Here is a 19,238-nt window from a genome sequence, read left to right on the forward strand (position 1 = left end):
TCGTGCTCAGTTGCCGACGCGGCGGCGGAGGTCCTGGAACGCCGTGTAGTTGGCGATGACCTCGATGCGGCCCGGCGGGCACGCGGCCACGGCCTGGTCGAGGTTGTCGTAGACCTGGAAGTGCTGGTCGGCGACCTCCAGACGCACCGCCAGGTCCAGCCGGCGGTCACCCACCACGCAGATCGGGTGACCGGTCAGGCGGGTGTAGTCGACGTCCCACAGCCAGGAGGTGTCGGTGCCGTCGGCGGAGCGCGCGTTCACGGACAGGATGACCGGGGCGGGCGGCTGGTCGATCAGGGAGAACGTCTCCAGCCAGCCGGCCGGGTTCTTCGCGAGCAGCAGCCGCAGGTCGCGGCCCTGGAACTGGACGACGTCGTACCGTCCGGCCACCGCCTGCACCTGGTACATGCGCTCCAGCGCGACCTGCGGCGGCACCCCGAACACGGCGGCGACGGCGGCCGAGGAGGCGGCGTTGGCCTTGTTGGCGCGGCCGGGCAGCTGCAGGTGGATCGGCCAGGCCGAGCCGTGCGGGTCGAGGACGTGGTCGCCGGAGAGCGCCCAGCTCGGCGTCGGACGGCGGAAGCCGCACTCACCGCAGAACCAGTCGTCGCCCGGGCGCTGCATCACACCGCCGCAGGACGGGCAGGACCAGGCGTCGTCCTTCCACATCTGGCCGGCGGCGACCCAGATCACGTTGGGGGAGGAGGACGCCGCCCACACCACCAGCGGGTCGTCGCAGTTGGCCACGACCACGGCCTTGGAACCGGCGAGTCCCTCCCGCCAGTTCTCGGCGAGCATGCGGGTCTCGGCGGCGCGGTCGAGCTGGTCGCGCGAGAGGTTCAGCAGCGCGATGCACTTCGGGGCGGTGTCCCGGGCCACGCCGGCCAGGTACTTCTCGTCGACCTCGATGACCCCGTACCGGGCGTCCGAGCTGCCCGCGAGCGCCGAGGTGATGCCGGCCGGCATGTTGGCGCCGAGCGCGTTGGAGACGACCGGCCCCGCCGCGCGCAGGGCCTCGGCGATGAGCCGGGTCGTGGTGGTCTTGCCGTTCGTCGCCGAGACCAAGGTCACGTCCAGGTTCTGGGCGAGCCGGGCGAGGAGGTCGGGGTCGAGCTTGAGCGCCACCCGGCCGCCGATCACCGAACCGCTGCCGCGCCCTGCGGCGCGGGATGCCGCTGCGACCGCCTTGCCCGCGGTCACGGCCAGCTTGGCCCGCGGCGAGAGCGGGTCCGAGTTGCCTGCCATCAGTTCTCGATCCTCCTTGCGTACGCGCCGCGCCTGAAGCCTGACGGCCACGTGGTGTGGACCTCAGCCTATCGAGATCCATTCGCACTCCCGCACCGCGGCACTGTGGCGAACTCGTGTGGGAGGCGCGCACCGACAGGACCTTACTCTTGCGGCCATGCGACAGAGTCCCATCCCCGGCGCCCGCGGCCGCGTGAGGCCCCTCACCCTGCACGGCGATCCCGTCCTGCACGCGCCCTGCGCGGAGGTCACCGACTTCGGCCCCGAACTGGCCCGGCTGGTCGAGGACTTGTTCGCGACCATGTACGCCGCCCAGGGCGTCGGCCTGGCCGCCAACCAGATCGGCGAGCCGCTGCGGGTCTTCGTCTACGACTGCCCCGACGACGAGGACGTCCGTCATCTCGGCCACGTGGTCAACCCCCGCCTGGTCGAGAAGGACGGGGTGGTGGTCCGCGGCCCGGAGGGCTGTCTGTCCCTGCCGGGCCTGGAGGCGGGCACGGAGCGGTACGACCACGCGGTGGTCGAGGGCTTCACCGTGACCGGTGAGCCCGTCACGGTCCACGGCACGGGCTTCTTCGCCCGCTGCCTGCAGCACGAGTGCGACCACCTGGAGGGCCGTATCTACGCGGACCGACTGACGGGCCGGCGCCACCGCAAGCTGATGCGCCAGGTGGCCAGGGCTCCATGGCGCCGAGTGGGTGAGTGACCCCGGGGGCGCGGGGAACTGCGCGACCAGCCCTCACCGGCCCGCGGACGGCCCACGACGGTCAGAACCCCGGGCCTCCCACCCGATCCCCGGCAGCCGCCAGCCGGCCCCACAGCAGATCGGCAAGACTGCGCACCAACTCCGCACGGGAACAAGGCCGTTCCCCCAGCCACCAGTCCCCGGCCGCGTGCATCATGCCGACGATCCCGTGCCCCCACACCCGCGCCAGCCGCTGCCCGCCCGGCCCGAGATCCAGCCGCTCCTCGATGACCTGCGCCAGCTCCTCGCCCATCCGCCGCAGCAGCGGAGCGCTGTGCTTGCCGACGTCGAATCCCGGGTCGCCCGGCTGGCCGCCCTCGGCCGGGTGCATCAGGAAGCGGTAGACCTGGGGCCGCGCCTCGATCGCCGCCAGGTACGTGTCCAATGTCGCCTCGACCCGCTCGCGCCGGTCCGCCGGCGCGTCCAGCGCCGCCCGTAGCGAGTCCAGCAGCGCGTCGGTGTGCCGTTTGGCGAGGGCCGCGTAGAGTCCGCCCTTGTCGCCGAAGTGCCGGTAGAGGATCGGCTTGGTGATGCCGGCCTCCGCCGCGATCGCGTTCATCGAGGCCTGCGGGCCGTCGCGCAGCACCACTCGGTCGGCGGCCTCCAGCAGTTCACGCCGTCGGCGGTCGGCGGACCGTTGCTGATCGGTCCGCTGCGTGGTGTCCATGTGCTCTCCCCACCCGTGCTGTTTCGCTGACGCCTGCGCAAACTAACACTGAAGCCCGCGCCGGACACCGAAAGGGTGCCGACCGGTCGGTAGGAGTTGACGCGGACTACCCACCGGTAACAGACTGGTGTTACCGCAAGTAACATGCACGTGTGCCGCTGGAGGGGACCGACATGGCCGAGTTCACCATGGAGCTCAACGACGAACAGAAGGAGGTCCGCGACTGGCTCCACGGCTTCGCCGCCGACGTGATCCGCCCCGCGGCCGCCGAATGGGACGAGCGTGAGGAGACTCCCTGGCCGGTCATCCAGGAGGCCGCCAAGGTCGGCATCTACTCCCTGGACTTCTACGCCCAGCAGTACTTCGACCCCACCGGCCTCGGCATCCCCATGGCGATGGAGGAGCTGTTCTGGGGCGACGCGGGCATCGCCCTGTCCATCGTCGGCACCGGCCTCGCCGCCGTCGGCGTCCTCGCCAACGGCACCGAGGAGCAGATCGGCACCTGGATCCCGCAGATGTACGGCGACGCCAACGACGTCAAGGTCGCCGCGTTCTGCTCCTCCGAGCCCGACGCCGGCTCCGACGTCGCCTCCATGCGCACCCGGGCGGTGTACGACGAGGCCAAGGACGAGTGGGTGATCAACGGCACCAAGACCTGGGCGACCAACGGCGGCATCGCCAACGTCCACGTCGTGGTCGCGGTCGTCGACCCCGAGCTCGGCTCCAAGGGCCACGCCTCCTTCATCATCCCGCCGGGCACCGAGGGCCTGGCCCAGGGCCAGAAGTTCAAGAAGCACGGCATCCGCGCCTCCCACACCGCCGAGGTCATCCTCGACAACGTCCGTGTGCCCGGCTCCTGCCTGCTCGGCGGCAAGGAGAAGCTCGACGAGCGGCTCGCCCGGGCGCGGGAGAAGGCCAGGCAGGGCGGGGAGCGCGTGAAGAACGCGGCGATGGCCACGTTCGAGGCCTCGCGCCCGGCCGTCGGCGCCATGGCGGTCGGCACCGCCCGCGCCGCCTACGAGGTCGCCCTCGACTACGCCACCACCCGCGAGCAGTTCGGCCGGCCCATCGTCGACAACCAGGGCGTGGCGTTCCAGCTCGCGGACATGCGCACCTCCATCGACGCGGCCCGGCTGCTGGTCTGGCGCGCCTCCTGGATGGCGATCAACGGCAAGCCGTTCACGGCGGCCGAGGGCTCGATGTCCAAGCTCTTCGCCAGCGAGACGGCCAAGAAGGTCACCGCCCAGGCCATCCAGATCCTGGGCGGCAACGGCTACACCCGGGAGTACCCGGTCGAGCGCATGCACCGCGACGCCGCGATCTACACCATCTTCGAGGGCACGAGCGAGATCCAGCGCCTGGTCATCGCCCGCACCCTCGCCGGCGTGCCGATCCGCTAGCGGTGCCTGAGCGGCGTCAGCTGCTCGATGTCGTAGCGCGCCCGGAGCTCCTCGATCGCCGCGTGGTCCGGCGGGCCCCCGGCGCCGAGGATCTCCAGCAGCTCCTCGAAGTACCGCTCGTGGTCCGGCGGCGGGCTCGCCTGGAAGAACATCTTCGCGGGCTCGTCCGTCGGATTGGCGAACGCGTGCGGGCACCCCGGGGGCACGACGATCACCGTTCCCGGCGTCGCCCGCACCACCCGGCTGCCCGAAGCGGACTCCCACCTCTGCCAGTTGTCGGGGGTGCGCACCCGCGGCTCGAAGGCGAGCACGTCCAGCTCGCCTTCGAGGACGTAGAACAACTCCTCGCTGCGGGTGTGCACATGCGCCCCGACGTCGAAGCCCGGCGGCACCACCACCTCGAACGTGGAGGCCATGCGGGAGTGGCTGCCGGTCACCTTGAAGGTCACGTGCTGGGCCGGGGCCTGCACCACCCGGCCCTGACCCGGCGGGACGAGCAGGCCTTCGGTCGCCGTCATCGCCGGTTCACCACGTCACGGGCAGGGCCTCGGGCCCGCGGATCAGCGCGCCCTTCTTGAAGGGCACGTCCTCGGCCGGCACGGCGAGCCGCAGGCCCGGCACGCCGTCCAGGAGCGCGTCGACCAGGAGTTCCGACTCCAGCCGGGCCAGCATGCCGCCCGGGCAGTAGTGCGGTCCGAAGCCGAACGAGACGTGCGGGTTCGGGCTGCGCGAGAAGTCGATGGTCTCCGGGTCGGGGAAGACGTCCGGGTCGCGGTTGGCCGCCAGGTACGACACGTAGATCGCGTCGCCCTCCCGGATCCGCGCGCCCCGGATCTCCACGTCCTCCAGGGCGATCCGCGACAGACCGACCGCGTTGCGGTGCGGGATCCAGCGCAGCAGCTCGTCGATGGCCCGGGGGCGGATCTCCGGCTCCGCCCGCAGCCGCTCGGCGAGTTCGGGCCGGGTCAGCAGCACGTAGAACATCTGGCCGCTGTTGTTGGTGACCGCCTCGCCGCCGATCTGCAGGAGCACGGCGAGTCCGACCGCCTCCTCCAGGGTGACCTCGGCGCGGCCGACCGCGGCGCCGAGCAGCGAGGTCACGTCCTCGCCGGTGGCGCCCTCACGCAGGCCGATGAGGTCGGCGAAGTAGGCGCCCATCTCCTTCTTGGCCTTCTCGCTGGTCTCGGCGCCGTGCGAGGAGGACAGGATCAGCTGCGTCCAGGTGTGCATGTCGTGCCGGTCGGCGGCCGGGACGCCCATCAGCTCGCAGATCACCGCGATGGGGAACGGGCTGAGCACGGCCTCGGTGAGGTCGGCGGGCGGCCCGTCCTGGAGCATCTCGTCGACCAGTTCCGCCAGCATCAGGCGGGACCGCTCGCGCACCCGCTCCACGCCGCGTGCCGTGAAGGCGGCGGCGACGCTGCGCCGCAGCCGGGTGTGGTCCGGCGGGTCGAGGAAGCCGACCGCGCCCCGGGACGGGATGAAGTGCGGGGCCAGCCGGGTGACCTGGCGGTCCATGACGGCCTCGCGGCCGAAGCGCGGGTCGTTGGTGACCATCCGCACGTCGTCGTAGCGGGTGACCAGCCAGGCCCAGCCCTCGCCGTTGGGCAGCCTGATCCGGGTGACCGGACCCTCGTCCATCAGCTCGCGCAGGACCGGGTCGAAGTCCGCGCCGGACAGGTCCAGCGCCGGCCAGTCCCGGACCGGGGGCGGCGTCTCGGTGATCGTCTCTTCGCTCATCTCACATCGTCTCGTCCGCGCGGTGCCAGCGGCCCAGGGCCATCTCGGCGGTGATGCCGGGTCCGAACCCGGCCAGCAGCCCGCGCGCCCCGTGCTCGGGGCCGCCCTCGTCGAACAGCCGGCGCAGCGCGTCCAGGACGACGGCGCTGGCGATGTTGCCGTACTCGGTGAGCGTGGCCCGGCTGAAGCGGAAGGCGTGCGGGTCGACGTGCAGGAAGGTGCTGAGGTCGTCGAGGATGCGGGGCCCACCCGCGTGGACTATGTAGAAGTCCAGGTCGGTGGCGTCCCAGCGGTGGTCGGCGGCCAGGTCCTTCAGCGCCGGCGCGAGCGGCTCCATGGTGGCAGGCACCCGCTTGTCCAGCAGGAAGTGGAAGCCGGTCGCCTTCACGTCGTACATGATCCACTCTTCGGTCTTGGGGATCAGGTACGAACCGTTGCGCTCCAGGCTGACGCCCTCGCCGCCCCGGCCGCGGACCGCGGCGGCGGCGATGCCGTCGCCGAACAGGCCGTTGGACAGCAGCGAGCCGACCCCGATGTCGGTGGGCTGGTAGCACAGCGAGCAGAACTCGCAGGCCACGATCAGCGCGTTGGCCTCGGGGTAGGCCGTGCAGAAGTCGTGCGCCCGGTTGATCGCCGCGCCGCCGGCCGCGCAGCCCAGCTGGGCTATCGGCAGCTGCCGGGTGGTCGGGTCGAAGCCCATCTCGTTGATCAGCCACGCCGTGAGCGAGGGCATCATGAAGCCCGTGCACGACACGTAGATGATCAGGTCGACGTCGGTGGGCAGCAGCTCCGCGTCGTCGAGCGCCCGCTGGATGACCGCGGGCACCCGCGCCTTGGCCTCGGCCGCGTAGAGTTTGTTGCGGTCCTCGAACCCGGGGTGCTTGAGGGTTTCCTCGATGGGCTGCACGATGCGCCGCGTGCGCACGCCGGTGTTCTCGATCAGCCGGAGGGCCAGCGGCAGTTGGGGGTGGTCGGCGTGGCGCTCACGCGCCAGCTCAAGCGTCTCCTCCATCGTGATCACGTGCTCTGGAACGGACACCGAAGGTCTGCACAAAGTCGCCATGAACCGTGCCTGCTTTCGCCTCCCGGAAGGCCCTTCGCCCCCCGGTCAGAAGGTGGTTCACCTCTAGGGGTGGTCCACCCACGATCACCCCTCGGCAGGCCGACTTCGCGCGGGACTACTCCGTCTCGGGGACGCCGTGCCACCCTCGACCCGACCCCCTCACGACGGAGGAAGCGATGACGCACCCGGCCCAGGACCTCCTGCGGACCACCACGGCGGCCCTCGCCCCGGACCCCGGCGCCAACCCCCTCGTCCCCCGGATCGCCGACGGCACGGCCCCCCGCTCCACCCTCGCCGCGCTCGCCCTGGAACAGACCTGGGTGATCCCCGCGGACCGCCGCGCGTTCGAGCACCTGGCCCTGCGCTGCGAGGCCACCGATCCGCAGGCCGCGGCCTTCTTCACGGCGCTCGCGCAGGGCGAGGCGCTGGCGGGCGAGCGACTGGAGGCCTTCGCACGGGCCTGCGGCGCGCAGGAGGCGTCGTACGAACCGCTCCCGGGATGCCAGGCCTACCCCGCGTACGTCGCCTGGCTGGCCCTCAACGCCGCACCGGCGGACGTCGTCCTGGCCCTGACGGCCAACTTCTCGGCGTGGGGCGGCTACTGCGCGACCATCGCCGCCGCCCTGCGCGAGCACTACGGCTTCACCGACGAGGCGTGCGGGTTCTTCGACTTCTTCGCCGAGCCCGCACCCGACCTGGACCGGCTGGCGGAGGCGGCGGTGGGGGCGGCCCTGGACGCCGGGCGCCTCGACGAGCGGCGCGCACGCACCCACGGCCGCCTGCTCCAGACGTACGAGGCGATGTTCTGGACCGCCCTGGGCGAGACGTCCTAGGGACGCCCGGCTACGTCCCGCTCCCGCTGCTGTGCGCGATACAGGCCACATCGATGCGGTCGGCCAGCTTCGCCAGCTCGATGGTCAGAGCCGCCACCGTGTCCTCGTCGAGTCCCGACTCCCCGCCCTCCACCAGCCGCACCCACCGACCCCCCACGGTCCGCAAGAGCTTGCTCACATCCGCCGCAGCCACCTGCAGGGTCCCGCGGTCGTCGACGATCAGAGGCAGAGTCACTTCGCGGTTCACAGACGGGATCGTAGCCCCGCAACACTCACGCACCATGCCAAACAGTGGTGATGTTGCAGAACTCGCGGATTCCGTGCCCGGACAGCTCACGCCCGTACCCGGACCGCTTCACCCCGCCGAACGGGAACGCCGGATGCGAGGCCGTCATCCCGTTGAAGAACACGCCCCCGGCCTCCAGGTCCCGGACGAAGCGGTCCACCTCTGCCTCGTCCCGGGTCCACACGTTGGAACTCAGGCCGAAGGGCGAGTCGTTCGCGACCAGCACCGCCTCGTCCAGGTCGGCCACCCGGTACAGCGTGGCGACCGGTCCGAACGCCTCCTCCCGGTGGATCCGCATCTCGCGCGTGATGCCGGCGAGCACGGTCGGCGCGTAGTACCAGCCCGGACCCTCGGGCCGTTCGCCGCCGCACAGCACCTGGGCCCCGCCGCGCACCGCGTCGTCGACCAGCTCCTCGACATCGCGCAGGCCCTGCTCGCTGGAGAGCGGCCCCACCTCGGTGTCGTCGGACAGGGGGTCGCCGACCTTCAGCGCCCGCATGCCCGCGGCGAACCGCTCCGCGAAGGCGTCGTAGACGTCCGCGTGCACGATGAACCGCTTCGCCGCGATGCAGGACTGCCCGGTGTTCTGCACCCGCGCCGTCACCGCCACCTCGGCGGCCCGGTCCACGTCGGCGGAGGGCATCACGACGAACGGGTCGCTGCCGCCCAGCTCCAGCACCGTCTTCTTGATCATCTCTCCGGCGGTGGAGGCGACCGCGCGGCCCGCGGGCTCGCTGCCGGTGAGCGTGGCCGCCTTGACCCGCTCGTCGCGCAGGATCTCGTCCACGGCGGCGGAGCCGATCAGCAGCGTCTGGAAGCAGCCCTCGGTGAAGCCCGCCCGGTGGAACAGGTCCTCCAGGTACAGGGCGGTCTGCGGGACGTTCGAGGCGTGCTTGAGCAGACCGACGTTCCCCGCCATCAGCGCGGGCGCCGCGAAGCGCACCACCTGCCACAGCGGGAAGTTCCACGGCATGACCGCCAGCACCGGGCCGAGCGGGCGGTAGCGGACCCGGACGCGCGAGGCGCCGGAGTCCTTCACGTCGGAGTCGGCCGGTTCCTCGTCGGCGAGCAGCTCCTCGGCGTGGTCGGCGTACCAGCGCATCGCCTTGGCGCACTTCGCCGCCTCGGCCCGGGCCTGCCGGATCGGCTTGCCCATCTCGGTGGTCATCACGCGGGCGATGTCCTGCTGGTCCTCGTCCAGGAGGTCCGCGGCCCGGTGCAGCAGCCGGGCCCGCTCGCCGAAGGTCGTCGTCCGGTAGGTGCGGAACGTGGCCTCGGCGAGCCGGAGCCGGCGCTCGATCTCCTCCTCGCCCATGGCCTCGTACGTCTTGAGCGTCTCGCCGTTCGCCGGGTTGACCGTCGCGATGGGCATGGCTGACCTCCCTGGGAGCGGGCTGTGTCTCGACCCTCCCGCGCGGCGCGGCGGACCGCAACGCGGGAGCGTCTCCTCAGGGCGAGTGCTCCGCCAGGCGGTCGAGAAACGCCGCCTGGGCCGTGACGATCACCTCGCGGGCCCGGTCCAGCCCGAACCACGCCACCCGGTCCAGCTCGGGGAACTCCTGCAGGCGCCCGGAGCGCGGCGGCCACTCCATCCGGAACGTGCCGGGCACGATCGTCGCCGGGTCGAGGTCCGCCTCGACCGCCCAGGCCGTGACGATCTTGCCGTTGGTCTGCCGGACCTCCCCGAGGTCGAGGGCCCGCCCGTCGGGCGGGGGCAGCCCCAGTTCCTCCCGGAACTCCCGGCGGGCGGCGTCCCAGGCGGACTCGCCGGGCTCGTACTCGCCCTTGGGGACCGTCCACGCCCCCGCGTCGCGCCGGGCGAAGAACGGGCCGCCCATGTGGCCGAGCAGGACCTCGGGGCCGTGGTCCGAGGGGCGGAAGAGCAGCAGTCCCGCGCTGCGCTTCACGGCCTGACCTCCGGGTGGGCGGCCAGCAGCGTCTCGACGGTGTCGGCGTCCTCGGGGCGCTTGTCCTCGCGGTAGCGGATCACACGGGCGAAGCGGAGGGTGACGCCGGCCGGATAGCGGGTGGAGCGCTGCAGGCCGTCGTAGGCGATCTCGACGACGAGTTCCGGGCGGACCGTCACGACGTGGTCGCCGCTGGCGACGGCGAGCTGCTGGAGCCGCTCGGTCTGCCAGGTCAGCATCGCGTCGGTCATGCCCTTGAAGGTCTTGCCGAGCATCACGAGGTCGCCGTCGGCGGTGCGGGCGCCGAGGTGGAGGTTGGAGAGCTTGCCGGTGCGGCGGCCGTGGCCCCACTCCGCGGCCAGGACGACCAGGTCCAGGGTGTGCACGGGCTTGACCTTCAGCCAGGACGCGCCGCGCCGGCCCGCGCTGTAGGGGGCGTCGAGGGCCTTGGCGACGACGCCCTCGTGACCGCGCGAGAGGGTGTCGGCGAGGAACGCCTCCGCGGTGTGCGTGTCGTCCGGCCCGGACACCAGCGTGCGCCGCACCCGCATCGGCTCGGGGACGAGCCGGGCCAGCTCGGCGTGCCGCTCGGTGAACGGCAGGTCGAGCAGGTCGCGGCCGTCGACGGAGAGCGCGTCGAAGAAGACGGGCGAGACCGGGACCGCGCGGGCGGCCGTCGCCACGTCCGTGCGGGAACCGACCCGTCCGGCCGTCTCCTGGAACGAGCGGGGGCGCCCCTCCGCGTCGAAGGAGATCACCTCGCCGTCCAGGATGAACCGCTCCCCGCGCAACCCCAGCACCGCCGCCGTCACCTCGGGCAGCCGGCCGGTGATGTCGTCGAGGGTGCGGGTGTACAGCCGTACGGTGTCGCCGTCGCGGTGCACCTGGACGCGGATGCCGTCCAGCTTCTCCTCCACCGCGCAGGCGCCGAGCTTGTCCACCGCCTCCGCCACCGAGGAGGCGCTGTGCGCGAGCATCGGCAGCACCGGGCGGCCGACGGTGAGGCGGAACCGGTCGAGGGCGGCCGGGCCGTCCCTGAGCAGGGCCTCGGCGACCGCCTGGAGGGAACCGGCGAGCATCACGGCCCGCCGCACGTCCGCGCCCGGCGCCCCGGTCGCCTGGGCCAGGCCCTCGACCGCGACCGCGTCCAGCGCGCCCTGCCGGACCTCGCCGGTGAGCAGCCCGAGCAGGAACCGCTGCTCGTCCGCGGTGGCCGCGCCCATCAACTCCCCGACCAGCCGGGTGCGTTCGCCTTGCGATCCGGGGCCGGACACCTTGGCGAGCTCCGACAGCCGCGCGTCCACCTCCCGCACGGTCAGGCCCGGCTCCGCGGCCGGGTCGACCGCGCGGCCGAGCACCTTCCAGCCCACCCCGATCCGGCCCTGCGGCAGCCGCCCCGCCAGATACGGGATGACGATCGGCACGTCCTCCGCCTCGGCGTCCCGGAAGAGCTCCGCGAGCAGAGCCGTCTTCCGGGACCGCGCCGAGGTGGCGGCGACCTCCTGGGACACTCGGGCCAGCCGGTGCAGCAGCATGCAGTCATGGTGCACCGCGGGCGGTGCCTCTACACCTGGACCGCCGCGTCCAGGTCGCTCATCAGCAGGTCCCCGACGATCGCCGACGCCGCCCGGTACCCGCCGCTCGCCGCGTGCACGACCTGCTCGGCGAAGCCGATGGCGTTGCCCGCGGCCCACACGCCCGGCACGGTCGTCAGGCCGGTCGCGTCGACCACCGGGTAGGCGCCGAACGGCGTCTCGTGCAGGTCGGCGCCGAGCCGCTCCAGCAGACCCGTCTGCGGCACCGCACGCGGGGCGGTGAACAGCACCGAGCGGGCGTGCGTCGTACCGTCCGCGAGCCGGACCCCGGTGAGCCGGTCGTCCTCGACCACCAGCCCCGCGACCTCCCCGGGCACCACGTCGACCCCGGCGGCGGCGAGGCGGCGCAGATCGTCGTCGGACAGCTCCGCCTCGGCGACCGTGTGCAGGAAGAGCCGCACGTCCTTCGACCACTGCGACACCATCAGCGCCTGGTGCACGCTCGCCGGGCTCGTGGCGAGCACCCCGAACGGCTGGTCGCGCACCTCCCAGCCGTGGCAGAACGGGCAGTGCAGCACGTCCCGGCCGAACCGCTCGGCGACCCCGGGGACCGCGGGCAGCTCGTCCTTCAGCCCCGTCGCGACGACCAGCCGCCGGGCCCGCACGGTCCGGCCGCCGGCCAGCACCACGGTGAAGTCCTCGCCCCGCTCGACCCGCACCACCCGGTCCCGTTCCAGCTCGACGCCGTAGCGCGCGATCTCCTCCCGGCCGATCGCGAGGAACTCGGCGGGCGGCATGCCGTCCCGCGACAGGTAGCCCTGCATGTGCGCGGCGGGCGCGTTGCGCGGTTCGCCCGCGTCGACGACCAGCGTGCTGTGCCGGGCCCGCCCCAGCACCAGCGCCGCGGACAGACCCGCCGCGCCCCCGCCGACGACCACCACTGCGTACTTCTCGGTCATGTGACCACCTCCGCTGCCGAGCGTCGCTCCGGCGGTACGGTATTGACAAACGTGTTTGCCGAATCTGCAATACATCCATGACTACGGACGAGGTACTCGCGGGCGTCGGTCCCCGGCTGCGGCAGATGCGCAAGGACCGGGAGGTGACCCTGGCGGCGCTGTCCGAGTCCACCGGCATCTCCGTCAGCACCCTCTCCCGGCTGGAGTCCGGCCTGCGCAAACCCAGTCTGGAACTGCTGCTGCCGATCGCGCGCGCCCACCAGGTGGCGCTCGACGACCTGGTCGGGGCCCCGCCGGCCGGCGATCCCCGCGTGCGCGCGAAGCCGATCGTGATGTTCGGCCGCACCCACTGGCCGCTCACCCGCCAGCCCGGCGGCCTCCAGGCGTACAAGGTGCTCGAACCCCAGCGCAGCCTGGAGCCCGAACCGCGCACGCACGAGGGCTACGAGTGGCTGTACGTGCTGTCCGGGAAACTGCGCCTGGTGCTGGGCGAGCACGACGTGGTGCTCACCGCGGGGGAGGCCGCCGAGTTCGACACCCGGGTGCCGCACTGGTTCGGGTCGACGGGGGAGGGGCCCGTGGAGTTCCTCAGCCTGTTCGGGCCGCAGGGGGAGCGGATGCACGTACGGGCGCGGCCCAGGCAGTCGTGACGCACGCGATACCGGCGGGCCGGACTCTTCCGCGGAAGACGGTTCCCTGATCTGCAAGCGACCGCTTAGTATGCGAACCGACCCCGGTCAGACGAGGCAGTCCCCCGTGGAGGCACCGCATGCAGGCATGGCACGTGCACGAGAACGGCGAGCCGAGCGAGGTGATGCGGCTCGAGGAGGCGGAGCCGCCCACGCCCGGCGAGGGCCAGGTGCTGCTGAAGGTGCGCGCCGCGAACGTCAACTTCCCCGACGCCCTGCTCTGCCGCGGCCAGTACCAGGTCAGGCCGCCGCTGCCGTTCACACCGGGCGTCGAGATCTGCGGCGAGACCGAGGACGGCCGCCGGGTGATCGCCAACCCGGTGCTGCCCCACGGCGGCTTCGCCGAGTACGCCGTCGTCGACTCCGCCGCCCTGCTGCCCGCGCCGGACGCCCTCGACGACGCCGAGGCCGCCGCCCTGCACATCGGCTACCAGACCGGCTGGTTCGGCCTGCACCGCCGCGCCGCCCTGCAGTCCGGGGAGACCCTGCTCGTCCACGCTGCCGCAGGAGGGGTCGGCAGCGCGGCCGTGCAGCTCGGGAAGGCCGCCGGCGCCACCGTCATCGGTGTCGTCGGCGGCTCCCGGAAGGCGGCCGTCGCCAAGGAACTGGGCTGCGACCTGGTCGTCGACCGGCGCGCCGAGGACGTCGTCGCCGCCGTCAAGGAGGCCACCGGCGGCCGGGGCGCCGACGTGATCTACGACCCGGTCGGCGGCGAGGCCTACACCCAGTCCGCCAAGACCGTCGCCTTCGAGGGCCGGATCGTCGTCGTCGGCTTCGCCAGCGGCACCATCCCCAGCCCCGCCCTGAACCACGCCCTGGTGAAGAACTACTCGATCCTCGGCCTGCACTGGGGTCTGTACAACACCAAGAACCCCGCCCTCGTCCGGCGCTGCCACGAGGAGCTCACCGAACTGGCCGCACGCGGCGCGATCAAGCCGCTGGTCAGCGAGCGCGTGCCGCTCGACGGCGCCGCCGACGCCGTGCAGAGGGTCGCGGACGGCCGCACCACCGGCCGCGTCGCCGTCGTCCTGGAGGGAGCGGCATGACCGACGCCGAGGAACTGCGCCGCCGCACCCGCGCGTTGCTGGCCGCCCACCCGCCGGCCGGCACCGACCGGCTGGACTTCCTGCGGGCCCGCTTCGACGCCGGACTCGCCTGGGTGCACTACCCCGAGGGCCTCGGCGGACTGGGCGCGCCCCGCTCCCTGCAGGCCGTCGTGGACGCCGAGCTGGAGGCCGCCGGAGCCCCCGACAACGACCCGCGGCGCATCGGCATCGGCCTCGGCATGGCCGCGCCGACGATCCTCCAGTACGGCACCGAGGAGCAGAAGCGGCGCTACCTGCGGCCGCTGTGGACGGGGGAGGAGGTCTGGTGCCAGTTGTTCAGCGAGCCGGGGGCCGGATCCGACCTGGCCGCACTGCGCACCCGGGCCGTGCGGGAGGGCGGCCACTGGGTGGTCAACGGGCAGAAGGTGTGGACGTCCAGCGCGCACGTCGCCCGCTGGGCCATCCTCATCGCCCGCACCGACCCGGACGTGCCCAAGCACCGCGGCATCACCTACTTCGTCTGCGACATGACCGACCCGGGCGTCGAGGTCCGCCCGCTGCGGCAGATCACCGGCGAGGCCGAGTTCAACGAGGTCTTCCTCACCGACGTCCGCATCCCGGACGAACGGCGCCTGGGCGAGGTCGGCGACGGCTGGAAGGTCGCGCAGACCACGCTGAACAACGAGCGCGTGGCCATCGGCGGCATGCGGCTGCCCCGCGAGGGCGGCATGATCGGCCCCGTCTCCCGGACCTGGCGCGAGCGGCCCGAGCTGCGCACCCACGACCTGCACCAGCGGCTGCTGAAGCTCTGGGTGGAGTCCGAGGTCTCCCGCCTCACCGCCGAGCGGCTGCGCCAGCAGCTCGTCGCGGGCCAGCCCGGCCCCGAGGGCGCCGGCATGAAGCTGGCCTTCGCCCGCCTCAACCAGGAGATCAGCGGCCTGGAGGTGGAACTCCTCGGCGAGGAGGGCCTGCTCTACGACGACTGGACCATGCGGCGCCCGGAACTGGTCGACTTCACCGGCCGCGAGGCCGGCTACCGCTACCTGCGCTCCAAGGGCAACAGCATCGAGGGCGGGACCACCGAGGTCCTGCTCAACATCGTCGCCGAGCGCGTCCTCGGCCTGCCCCCCGAGCCGCGCACCGACAAGGACGTCGCCTGGAAGGACCTCGCCCGATGAGCGACCTGCTGTACGCGGAAGAGGAGGAGGCGCTGCGCGCCGCCGTCCGCGACCTGCTCACCGACCACTGCGACGCGCCCGGCGTCATCGCCCGCACCGAGTCGGACGCCCCGCACCACCGGGCCCTGTGGAAGGCCCTCACCGACGGCATGGGCCTGGCCGGACTGCTGGTGCCCGAGGCGCTCGACGGCCAGGGCGCCACCCACCGCGAGGCCGCCGTGGTGCTGGAGGAACTGGGCCGCGCGGTCGCCCCCGTGCCCTATCTGACGAGCGCGGTCGTCGCCACCGAGGCCCTGCTGGCCTGCGGCGCCGACGACCTGCTGCGCGACCTCGCGGCCGGGACGACGATCGGCGCCCTCGCGGTGGCCCTGAACGTCGCGCCGGGCGCCGCCCACCGCACCGCCCGGCACGAGGACGGCCTGCTGCACGGCGAACTGACCGGCATCGCCGACGCGGCCGTCGCGGACGTCCTGCTCGTCCCCGCCGACGACGGCGGCCTGTACGCGGTCGACGCCGCCGCCGCGACCGTCACCCCGCAGACCTCCCTGGACCTGACCCGGCCCCTGGCCACCGTCACCCTCGACGCGGTCCCGGGCCGGCTGCTGGGCGAGGCCGGACCCGCCGTCCACCGTGCCCTGCGCGCCGGAGCCGGACTGCTCGCCTCCGAACAACTGGGCCTCGCCGACTGGACGCTGACGGAGACCGTCCGCTACCTGAAGGAACGCAAGCAGTTCAACCGGCCCGTCGGCGGCTTCCAGGCGCTCAAGCACCGCCTCGCCCAGCTCTGGCTGGAGGTCGTCAACCTCCGCGCCGCCGCCCGCAACGCCGCCGACGCCCTGACGACCGGCGAGGACGTCGAGGTGGCGGTCACCGTCGCCCAGGCCTACGCGGCCACGGTGGCCGTCCACGCCGCCGAGGAGGCCCTGCAACTGCACGGCGGCATCGGCATGACGTGGGAGCACCCGGTGCACCTGTACCTGAAGCGGGCCAAGGCCGACTCGATCGCCTACGGCACCGCGGGCGCCCACCGGGAGGCACTGGCCCGGCTGGTGGACCTCCAGGCTCCCTGAACTCCACCCGGCCGCCTCACGGACACATCCGGCCGACACCGTACGCGGAAGCCCGCCCCACCCGGGGCGGGCTTTCCGCGTATGCGTCCGCCCCGGTGCGGCGAGGTGAAGTGAACGGACGGCGGCGGTCCGGCCAACTCCGCTCCCGGGCCTGCCTCTTGACGCTGCCGCGCGCCCATACTCACAGGGTTCCCGTACGGCACCTCCAGGGAGGCAGAGCATGGCCCTCACCACCCGCCGCAGAGCCCTCACCACCCTCGGCGCGGCCCTCGCGGGCTCGATCGCCCTTCCCGCGACTCCCGCGGGGGCCGGTGAACGAGGGCACCGGCCCCGCCCCTTGTGGCGCGCCCACGCCCACAACGACTACGAGCACCCGCGCCCGCTGCTCGACGCCCTCGACCACCGCTTCGGCAGCGTCGAGGCCGACATCCACCTCGTGGGCGACCAACTCCTGGTCGCCCACGACCCGGAGGACCTCGACCCGTCCCGCACCCTGGAGTCCCTCTACCTCGACCCGCTCGCGGCCCGCGTCCGGGCCAACCACGGCCGGGTTCACCGCGGCCACCGCGGACCGCTGCAACTGCTGATCGACATCAAGACCGAGGGCTCCTCGACCTACCTCGAACTCGACCGCCACCTGCGGCGCTACCGGCACCTGTTCACCACCTACGCCCACGGCCGCGTCCACCGCGGCCCGGTCACCGCCGTGATCTCCGGCGACCGCGCCGCCCGCGCCCCGATGGAGGCCCAGACCGTCCGGCGGGCCTTCTACGACGGCCGCCTCGCCGACCTCGGCAGCCAGGCCCCGGCCTCCTTCGTCCCGCTCATCAGCGACAACTGGACGCTCAACTTCACCTGGCGGGGCGTGGGCGCGTTCCCCGACGCCGAACGGCACAAGCTGCGGAGCATCGTCGACTCCGCCCACCGGCGGGGACAGCGGGTGCGCTTCTGGGCGACCCCGGACCTGCCCGGGCCCGCCCGTGACGCGCTGTGGGGCGAACTGCTCGCCGCCGACGTCGACCACCTCAACACCGACGACCTCGCCGGACTCGAGGCCTTCCTGGACGCCCGCCGGGCGGCTCCGGCGCGCACGTAGGTACGGGCCGGACACCACACGTTCGGCGGACAGGTCAGCCGCCCGGACGAACCCTCCGCTACGCCACACTTGCCGCCGAACGCCGTGAACCGGACAAGGCGGCGTGGCGGAGGAGTCGACGATGGCCATTTCCATCTCTGTGGTGCTGCTGCTGGTGATCCTGGCGGTGATCTTCCTGCGCACCGGCGGGCTGAAGGTCTCCCATGCGCTGGTGTGCCTGCTGCTCGGCTTCTACCTGGCGAGCACCAGCATCGCCCCCACCATCCACAGCGGCATCACGGCGACGGCGGAGATCGTCAGCAGCCTGCGGCCCTGACGCCATACCCCCTCGGGGCCCTTGGGAGCCTCGGGGGCCTTCATGGTCCCGCAGGACCCTCACGGTGCTCAGGGTCCTGCGGGGCCTCAGGTTGCTGTGGGGCCTCAGGTCCTGCGCGGCCTCACGGCCCCGAGAACACGCCGATGCCGTTCGCAACGGCCCGTTCGGCACCGCCGCTGGGATGGTTGCGCACCGTGACCGCGCTCGCGCCCGGCTTGCGGGCCACCAGCGTCGACGAGCCGCCGCCGTCCAGGCTGAACGCGTCGTCCGCGCCCAGTTTCCGCATGGTGTCCGCCACTTCGGCGATCGTGAGGCCGCTGCGGTAGGCGGCGGCCCCGTCCACCGCGAACAGCAGCACGCGCCGCCCGCCCTCGGCGATCCCCACGGCCGTGCGCACGGCCGACGCCGTGTCGTCCAGCCCCGCCAGCGGCTGCCCGCCCGCGAGGACCGGGTAACCGCCGAGCGCGGCGCGGTACGCCGCGCCGTCCGTGGCCGCCACGAGACGGTGCTCGACCTCGACCGCGGCCCCGGTGGAGAGCTTGCGCAGCTGCTGGGCGCCCGCCTCCCGGCCGACCAGCACCGTCGTCCCCGCGGCGATCGCTCCGCTGCCCGGGGCGTCGGCCGCCGCGACGACCTTGCCGTCGCGGACCGTCACCTCGTACGTGTCCGTGCTGCAGGGCGCGGCCCGGTCCGTGTCCGTACCGCAGGTGGCACGCACCCGGGAGACGGCACCCCACTCGGACGTGAACGCCCCGACCGAACCCACCGGCAGCGCGTACTGGTTGAGCCCGCCCAGCGGCAGCTGCCCCTCGGCCGTACGGACCGAGCCGTCCAGGGCCAGCCGGTCCAGCCGCGCCACTCCGTCCGTGCCGACGCCGAAGACGTCCTCGGTGGTCGTGCCGGGTGGCAGCGCCGGGCCGAAACGCTGGCCCTTCGGCACGGCCGCCTTGAGCGTCCGCCCGGCCGCGATCGCCGGGCCCACACTCGCCCCCGTCACCTCCACGCCCGGGTGCTGCGCCTCGCTGATGTTGAAGAAGTCGCCGTTGACACCGGCGACCGCTCCCTGGGCATCGGCCATCCGCGAGACCTGCGCCCGGGAGGCCACCGCCCCGGGATACAGCAGATCCACCTTCACCTGCGGGTTGCTCAGGTCGACCCGCACCACGTGCGCGTGCGTCACCCCCTTCGCCGCCTTGATGTCGAACTGCTCGTACGTGACGCCCGGCGCGACCCGCACGGCCTTCTGGACGGCGCCGGCCGGTGCCGCCCCCGCCAGGGCCGCACCGGCCAGCGCGCCGAACGCCGTGAGGAACGCCAGCACCGCTCTGCCCGCTCCGCGTCTGTGACGGCCTGTCATCGTGCCCCCTGATGTCTCGTCAGATGTCCGACACTCAGGGGCAGTGCACCAGACCGCGCCGGCCGGCGGGGTGGCCGAGCGCCGACAACGCGGGAACGGCTGAAAA

General features: G+C 73.0%; 19 protein-coding genes and 1 pseudogene. 9 read left to right on the top strand and 11 right to left on the bottom strand.

Going from position 1 to position 19,238, the window contains the following annotated elements; genetic code table 11:
• Positions 1 to 6 precede the first annotated feature (6 nt).
• Entirely contained in the window at positions 7 to 1,245 is a 1,239-nt protein-coding gene (locus ACPXCS_RS16515; RefSeq protein WP_425950343.1) for a MurT ligase domain-containing protein, read from the bottom strand.
• Positions 1,246 to 1,402: 157 nt separating this feature from the next.
• On the opposite strand from ACPXCS_RS16515, the gene def reads away from it, so the two are divergent.
• Positions 1,403 to 1,951, top strand: a complete 549-nt coding sequence (gene def / locus ACPXCS_RS16520) for a peptide deformylase (protein WP_425950344.1) — start codon at positions 1,403 to 1,405, stop codon at positions 1,949 to 1,951.
• A gap of 61 nt (positions 1,952 to 2,012) precedes the next feature.
• Here the strand turns inward: def and ACPXCS_RS16525 are convergent, their stop codons facing one another.
• Positions 2,013 to 2,657 carry a TetR family transcriptional regulator gene (locus tag ACPXCS_RS16525; protein ID WP_365744497.1) on the bottom strand — a complete coding sequence of 215 codons (645 nt, stop codon included), beginning with the start codon at positions 2,655 to 2,657 and terminating at the stop codon, positions 2,013 to 2,015.
• A gap of 173 nt (positions 2,658 to 2,830) precedes the next feature.
• Between ACPXCS_RS16525 and ACPXCS_RS16530 the strand changes: the two genes are divergently transcribed.
• Positions 2,831 to 4,057 (top strand): acyl-CoA dehydrogenase family protein, encoded by a 1,227-nt coding sequence (locus ACPXCS_RS16530; protein ID WP_425950477.1) that lies wholly within the window; start codon positions 2,831 to 2,833, stop codon positions 4,055 to 4,057.
• Here the strand turns inward: ACPXCS_RS16530 and ACPXCS_RS16535 are convergent.
• From ACPXCS_RS16535 to ACPXCS_RS16545, 3 genes and pseudogenes are all read right to left on the bottom strand, one after another.
• Positions 4,054 to 4,575 carry a cupin domain-containing protein gene (locus tag ACPXCS_RS16535; RefSeq protein WP_425950346.1) on the bottom strand — a complete coding sequence of 174 codons (522 nt, stop codon included), beginning with the start codon at positions 4,573 to 4,575 and terminating at the stop codon, positions 4,054 to 4,056. The two genes, ACPXCS_RS16530 and ACPXCS_RS16535, sit on opposite strands and share 4 nt — an antisense overlap.
• A 7-nt stretch (positions 4,576 to 4,582) precedes the next feature.
• Entirely contained in the window at positions 4,583 to 5,797 is a 1,215-nt protein-coding gene (locus tag ACPXCS_RS16540; protein WP_425950348.1) for a cytochrome P450, read from the bottom strand.
• A 1-nt stretch (position 5,798) separates the two neighbouring features.
• A pseudogene (locus ACPXCS_RS16545) lies at positions 5,799 to 6,866 on the bottom strand (type III polyketide synthase); the annotation flags it as partial.
• 170 nt (positions 6,867 to 7,036) lie between these two features.
• Here ACPXCS_RS16545 and ACPXCS_RS16550 point away from each other — a divergent pair.
• Positions 7,037 to 7,693: a transcriptional regulator gene (locus ACPXCS_RS16550; protein ID WP_425950350.1), complete on the top strand. Its 657-nt coding sequence runs from the start codon at positions 7,037 to 7,039 to the stop codon at positions 7,691 to 7,693.
• 10 nt (positions 7,694 to 7,703) lie between these two features.
• Here the strand turns inward: ACPXCS_RS16550 and ACPXCS_RS16555 are convergent, their stop codons facing one another.
• From ACPXCS_RS16555 to ACPXCS_RS16575, 5 genes are all read right to left on the bottom strand, one after another.
• Entirely contained in the window at positions 7,704 to 7,940 is a 237-nt protein-coding gene (locus tag ACPXCS_RS16555) for a DUF6213 family protein (RefSeq protein ID WP_425950352.1), read from the bottom strand.
• Positions 7,941 to 7,965: 25 nt separating this feature from the next.
• Positions 7,966 to 9,351 (bottom strand): NADP-dependent succinic semialdehyde dehydrogenase, encoded by a 1,386-nt coding sequence (locus ACPXCS_RS16560; RefSeq protein ID WP_425950354.1) that lies wholly within the window; start codon positions 9,349 to 9,351, stop codon positions 7,966 to 7,968.
• Between the two features lie 76 nt (positions 9,352 to 9,427).
• Positions 9,428 to 9,886 carry an NUDIX domain-containing protein gene (locus tag ACPXCS_RS16565; RefSeq protein WP_425950356.1) on the bottom strand — a complete coding sequence of 153 codons (459 nt, stop codon included), beginning with the start codon at positions 9,884 to 9,886 and terminating at the stop codon, positions 9,428 to 9,430.
• Positions 9,883 to 11,421: an ATP-dependent DNA ligase gene (locus ACPXCS_RS16570; protein WP_425950357.1), complete on the bottom strand. Its 1,539-nt coding sequence runs from the start codon at positions 11,419 to 11,421 to the stop codon at positions 9,883 to 9,885. Before ACPXCS_RS16570 ends, ACPXCS_RS16565 begins: the two co-directional genes overlap by 4 nt.
• Positions 11,422 to 11,450: 29 nt before the next feature.
• Positions 11,451 to 12,380 carry an NAD(P)/FAD-dependent oxidoreductase gene (locus ACPXCS_RS16575; protein WP_425950359.1) on the bottom strand — a complete coding sequence of 310 codons (930 nt, stop codon included), beginning with the start codon at positions 12,378 to 12,380 and terminating at the stop codon, positions 11,451 to 11,453.
• A 77-nt stretch (positions 12,381 to 12,457) separates the two neighbouring features.
• Between ACPXCS_RS16575 and ACPXCS_RS16580 the strand changes: the two genes are divergently transcribed.
• The 6 genes from ACPXCS_RS16580 to ACPXCS_RS16605 all read left to right on the top strand — a co-directional run bounded on the left by ACPXCS_RS16580 (position 12,458) and on the right by ACPXCS_RS16605 (position 17,775).
• A complete protein-coding gene (locus ACPXCS_RS16580) occupies positions 12,458 to 13,030 on the top strand; it encodes a helix-turn-helix domain-containing protein (protein WP_425950361.1) in 573 nt (190 codons plus the stop codon).
• Between the two features lie 119 nt (positions 13,031 to 13,149).
• Entirely contained in the window at positions 13,150 to 14,115 is a 966-nt protein-coding gene (locus ACPXCS_RS16585; protein WP_425950363.1) for an NADPH:quinone oxidoreductase family protein, read from the top strand.
• The gene (locus ACPXCS_RS16590; protein WP_425950364.1) at positions 14,112 to 15,293 is read left to right on the top strand and encodes an acyl-CoA dehydrogenase family protein; all 1,182 of its coding nucleotides are present in this window, start codon (positions 14,112 to 14,114) and stop codon (positions 15,291 to 15,293) included. The genes ACPXCS_RS16585 and ACPXCS_RS16590 overlap by 4 nt, the downstream gene beginning before the upstream one ends.
• On the top strand, positions 15,290 to 16,363 hold the full coding sequence (locus ACPXCS_RS16595; protein WP_425950366.1) for an acyl-CoA dehydrogenase family protein: 1,074 nt from the start codon (positions 15,290 to 15,292) through the stop codon (positions 16,361 to 16,363). The genes ACPXCS_RS16590 and ACPXCS_RS16595 overlap by 4 nt, the downstream gene beginning before the upstream one ends.
• Before the next feature lie 220 nt (positions 16,364 to 16,583).
• The gene (locus tag ACPXCS_RS16600) at positions 16,584 to 17,459 is read left to right on the top strand and encodes a phosphatidylinositol-specific phospholipase C/glycerophosphodiester phosphodiesterase family protein (protein WP_425950367.1); all 876 of its coding nucleotides are present in this window, start codon (positions 16,584 to 16,586) and stop codon (positions 17,457 to 17,459) included.
• A 121-nt stretch (positions 17,460 to 17,580) separates the two neighbouring features.
• Positions 17,581 to 17,775 (top strand): hypothetical protein, encoded by a 195-nt coding sequence (locus ACPXCS_RS16605; RefSeq protein WP_425950368.1) that lies wholly within the window; start codon positions 17,581 to 17,583, stop codon positions 17,773 to 17,775.
• A gap of 121 nt (positions 17,776 to 17,896) precedes the next feature.
• On the opposite strand, the gene ACPXCS_RS16610 is transcribed toward ACPXCS_RS16605, so the two are convergent.
• Positions 17,897 to 19,132 carry a phosphodiester glycosidase family protein gene (locus ACPXCS_RS16610; RefSeq protein WP_425950370.1) on the bottom strand — a complete coding sequence of 412 codons (1,236 nt, stop codon included), beginning with the start codon at positions 19,130 to 19,132 and terminating at the stop codon, positions 17,897 to 17,899.
• Positions 19,133 to 19,238 lie beyond the last annotated feature (106 nt).

Source organism: Streptomyces sp. DT190 (assembly GCF_049846985.1).
Lineage (GTDB): Bacteria > Actinomycetota > Actinomycetes > Streptomycetales > Streptomycetaceae > Streptomyces.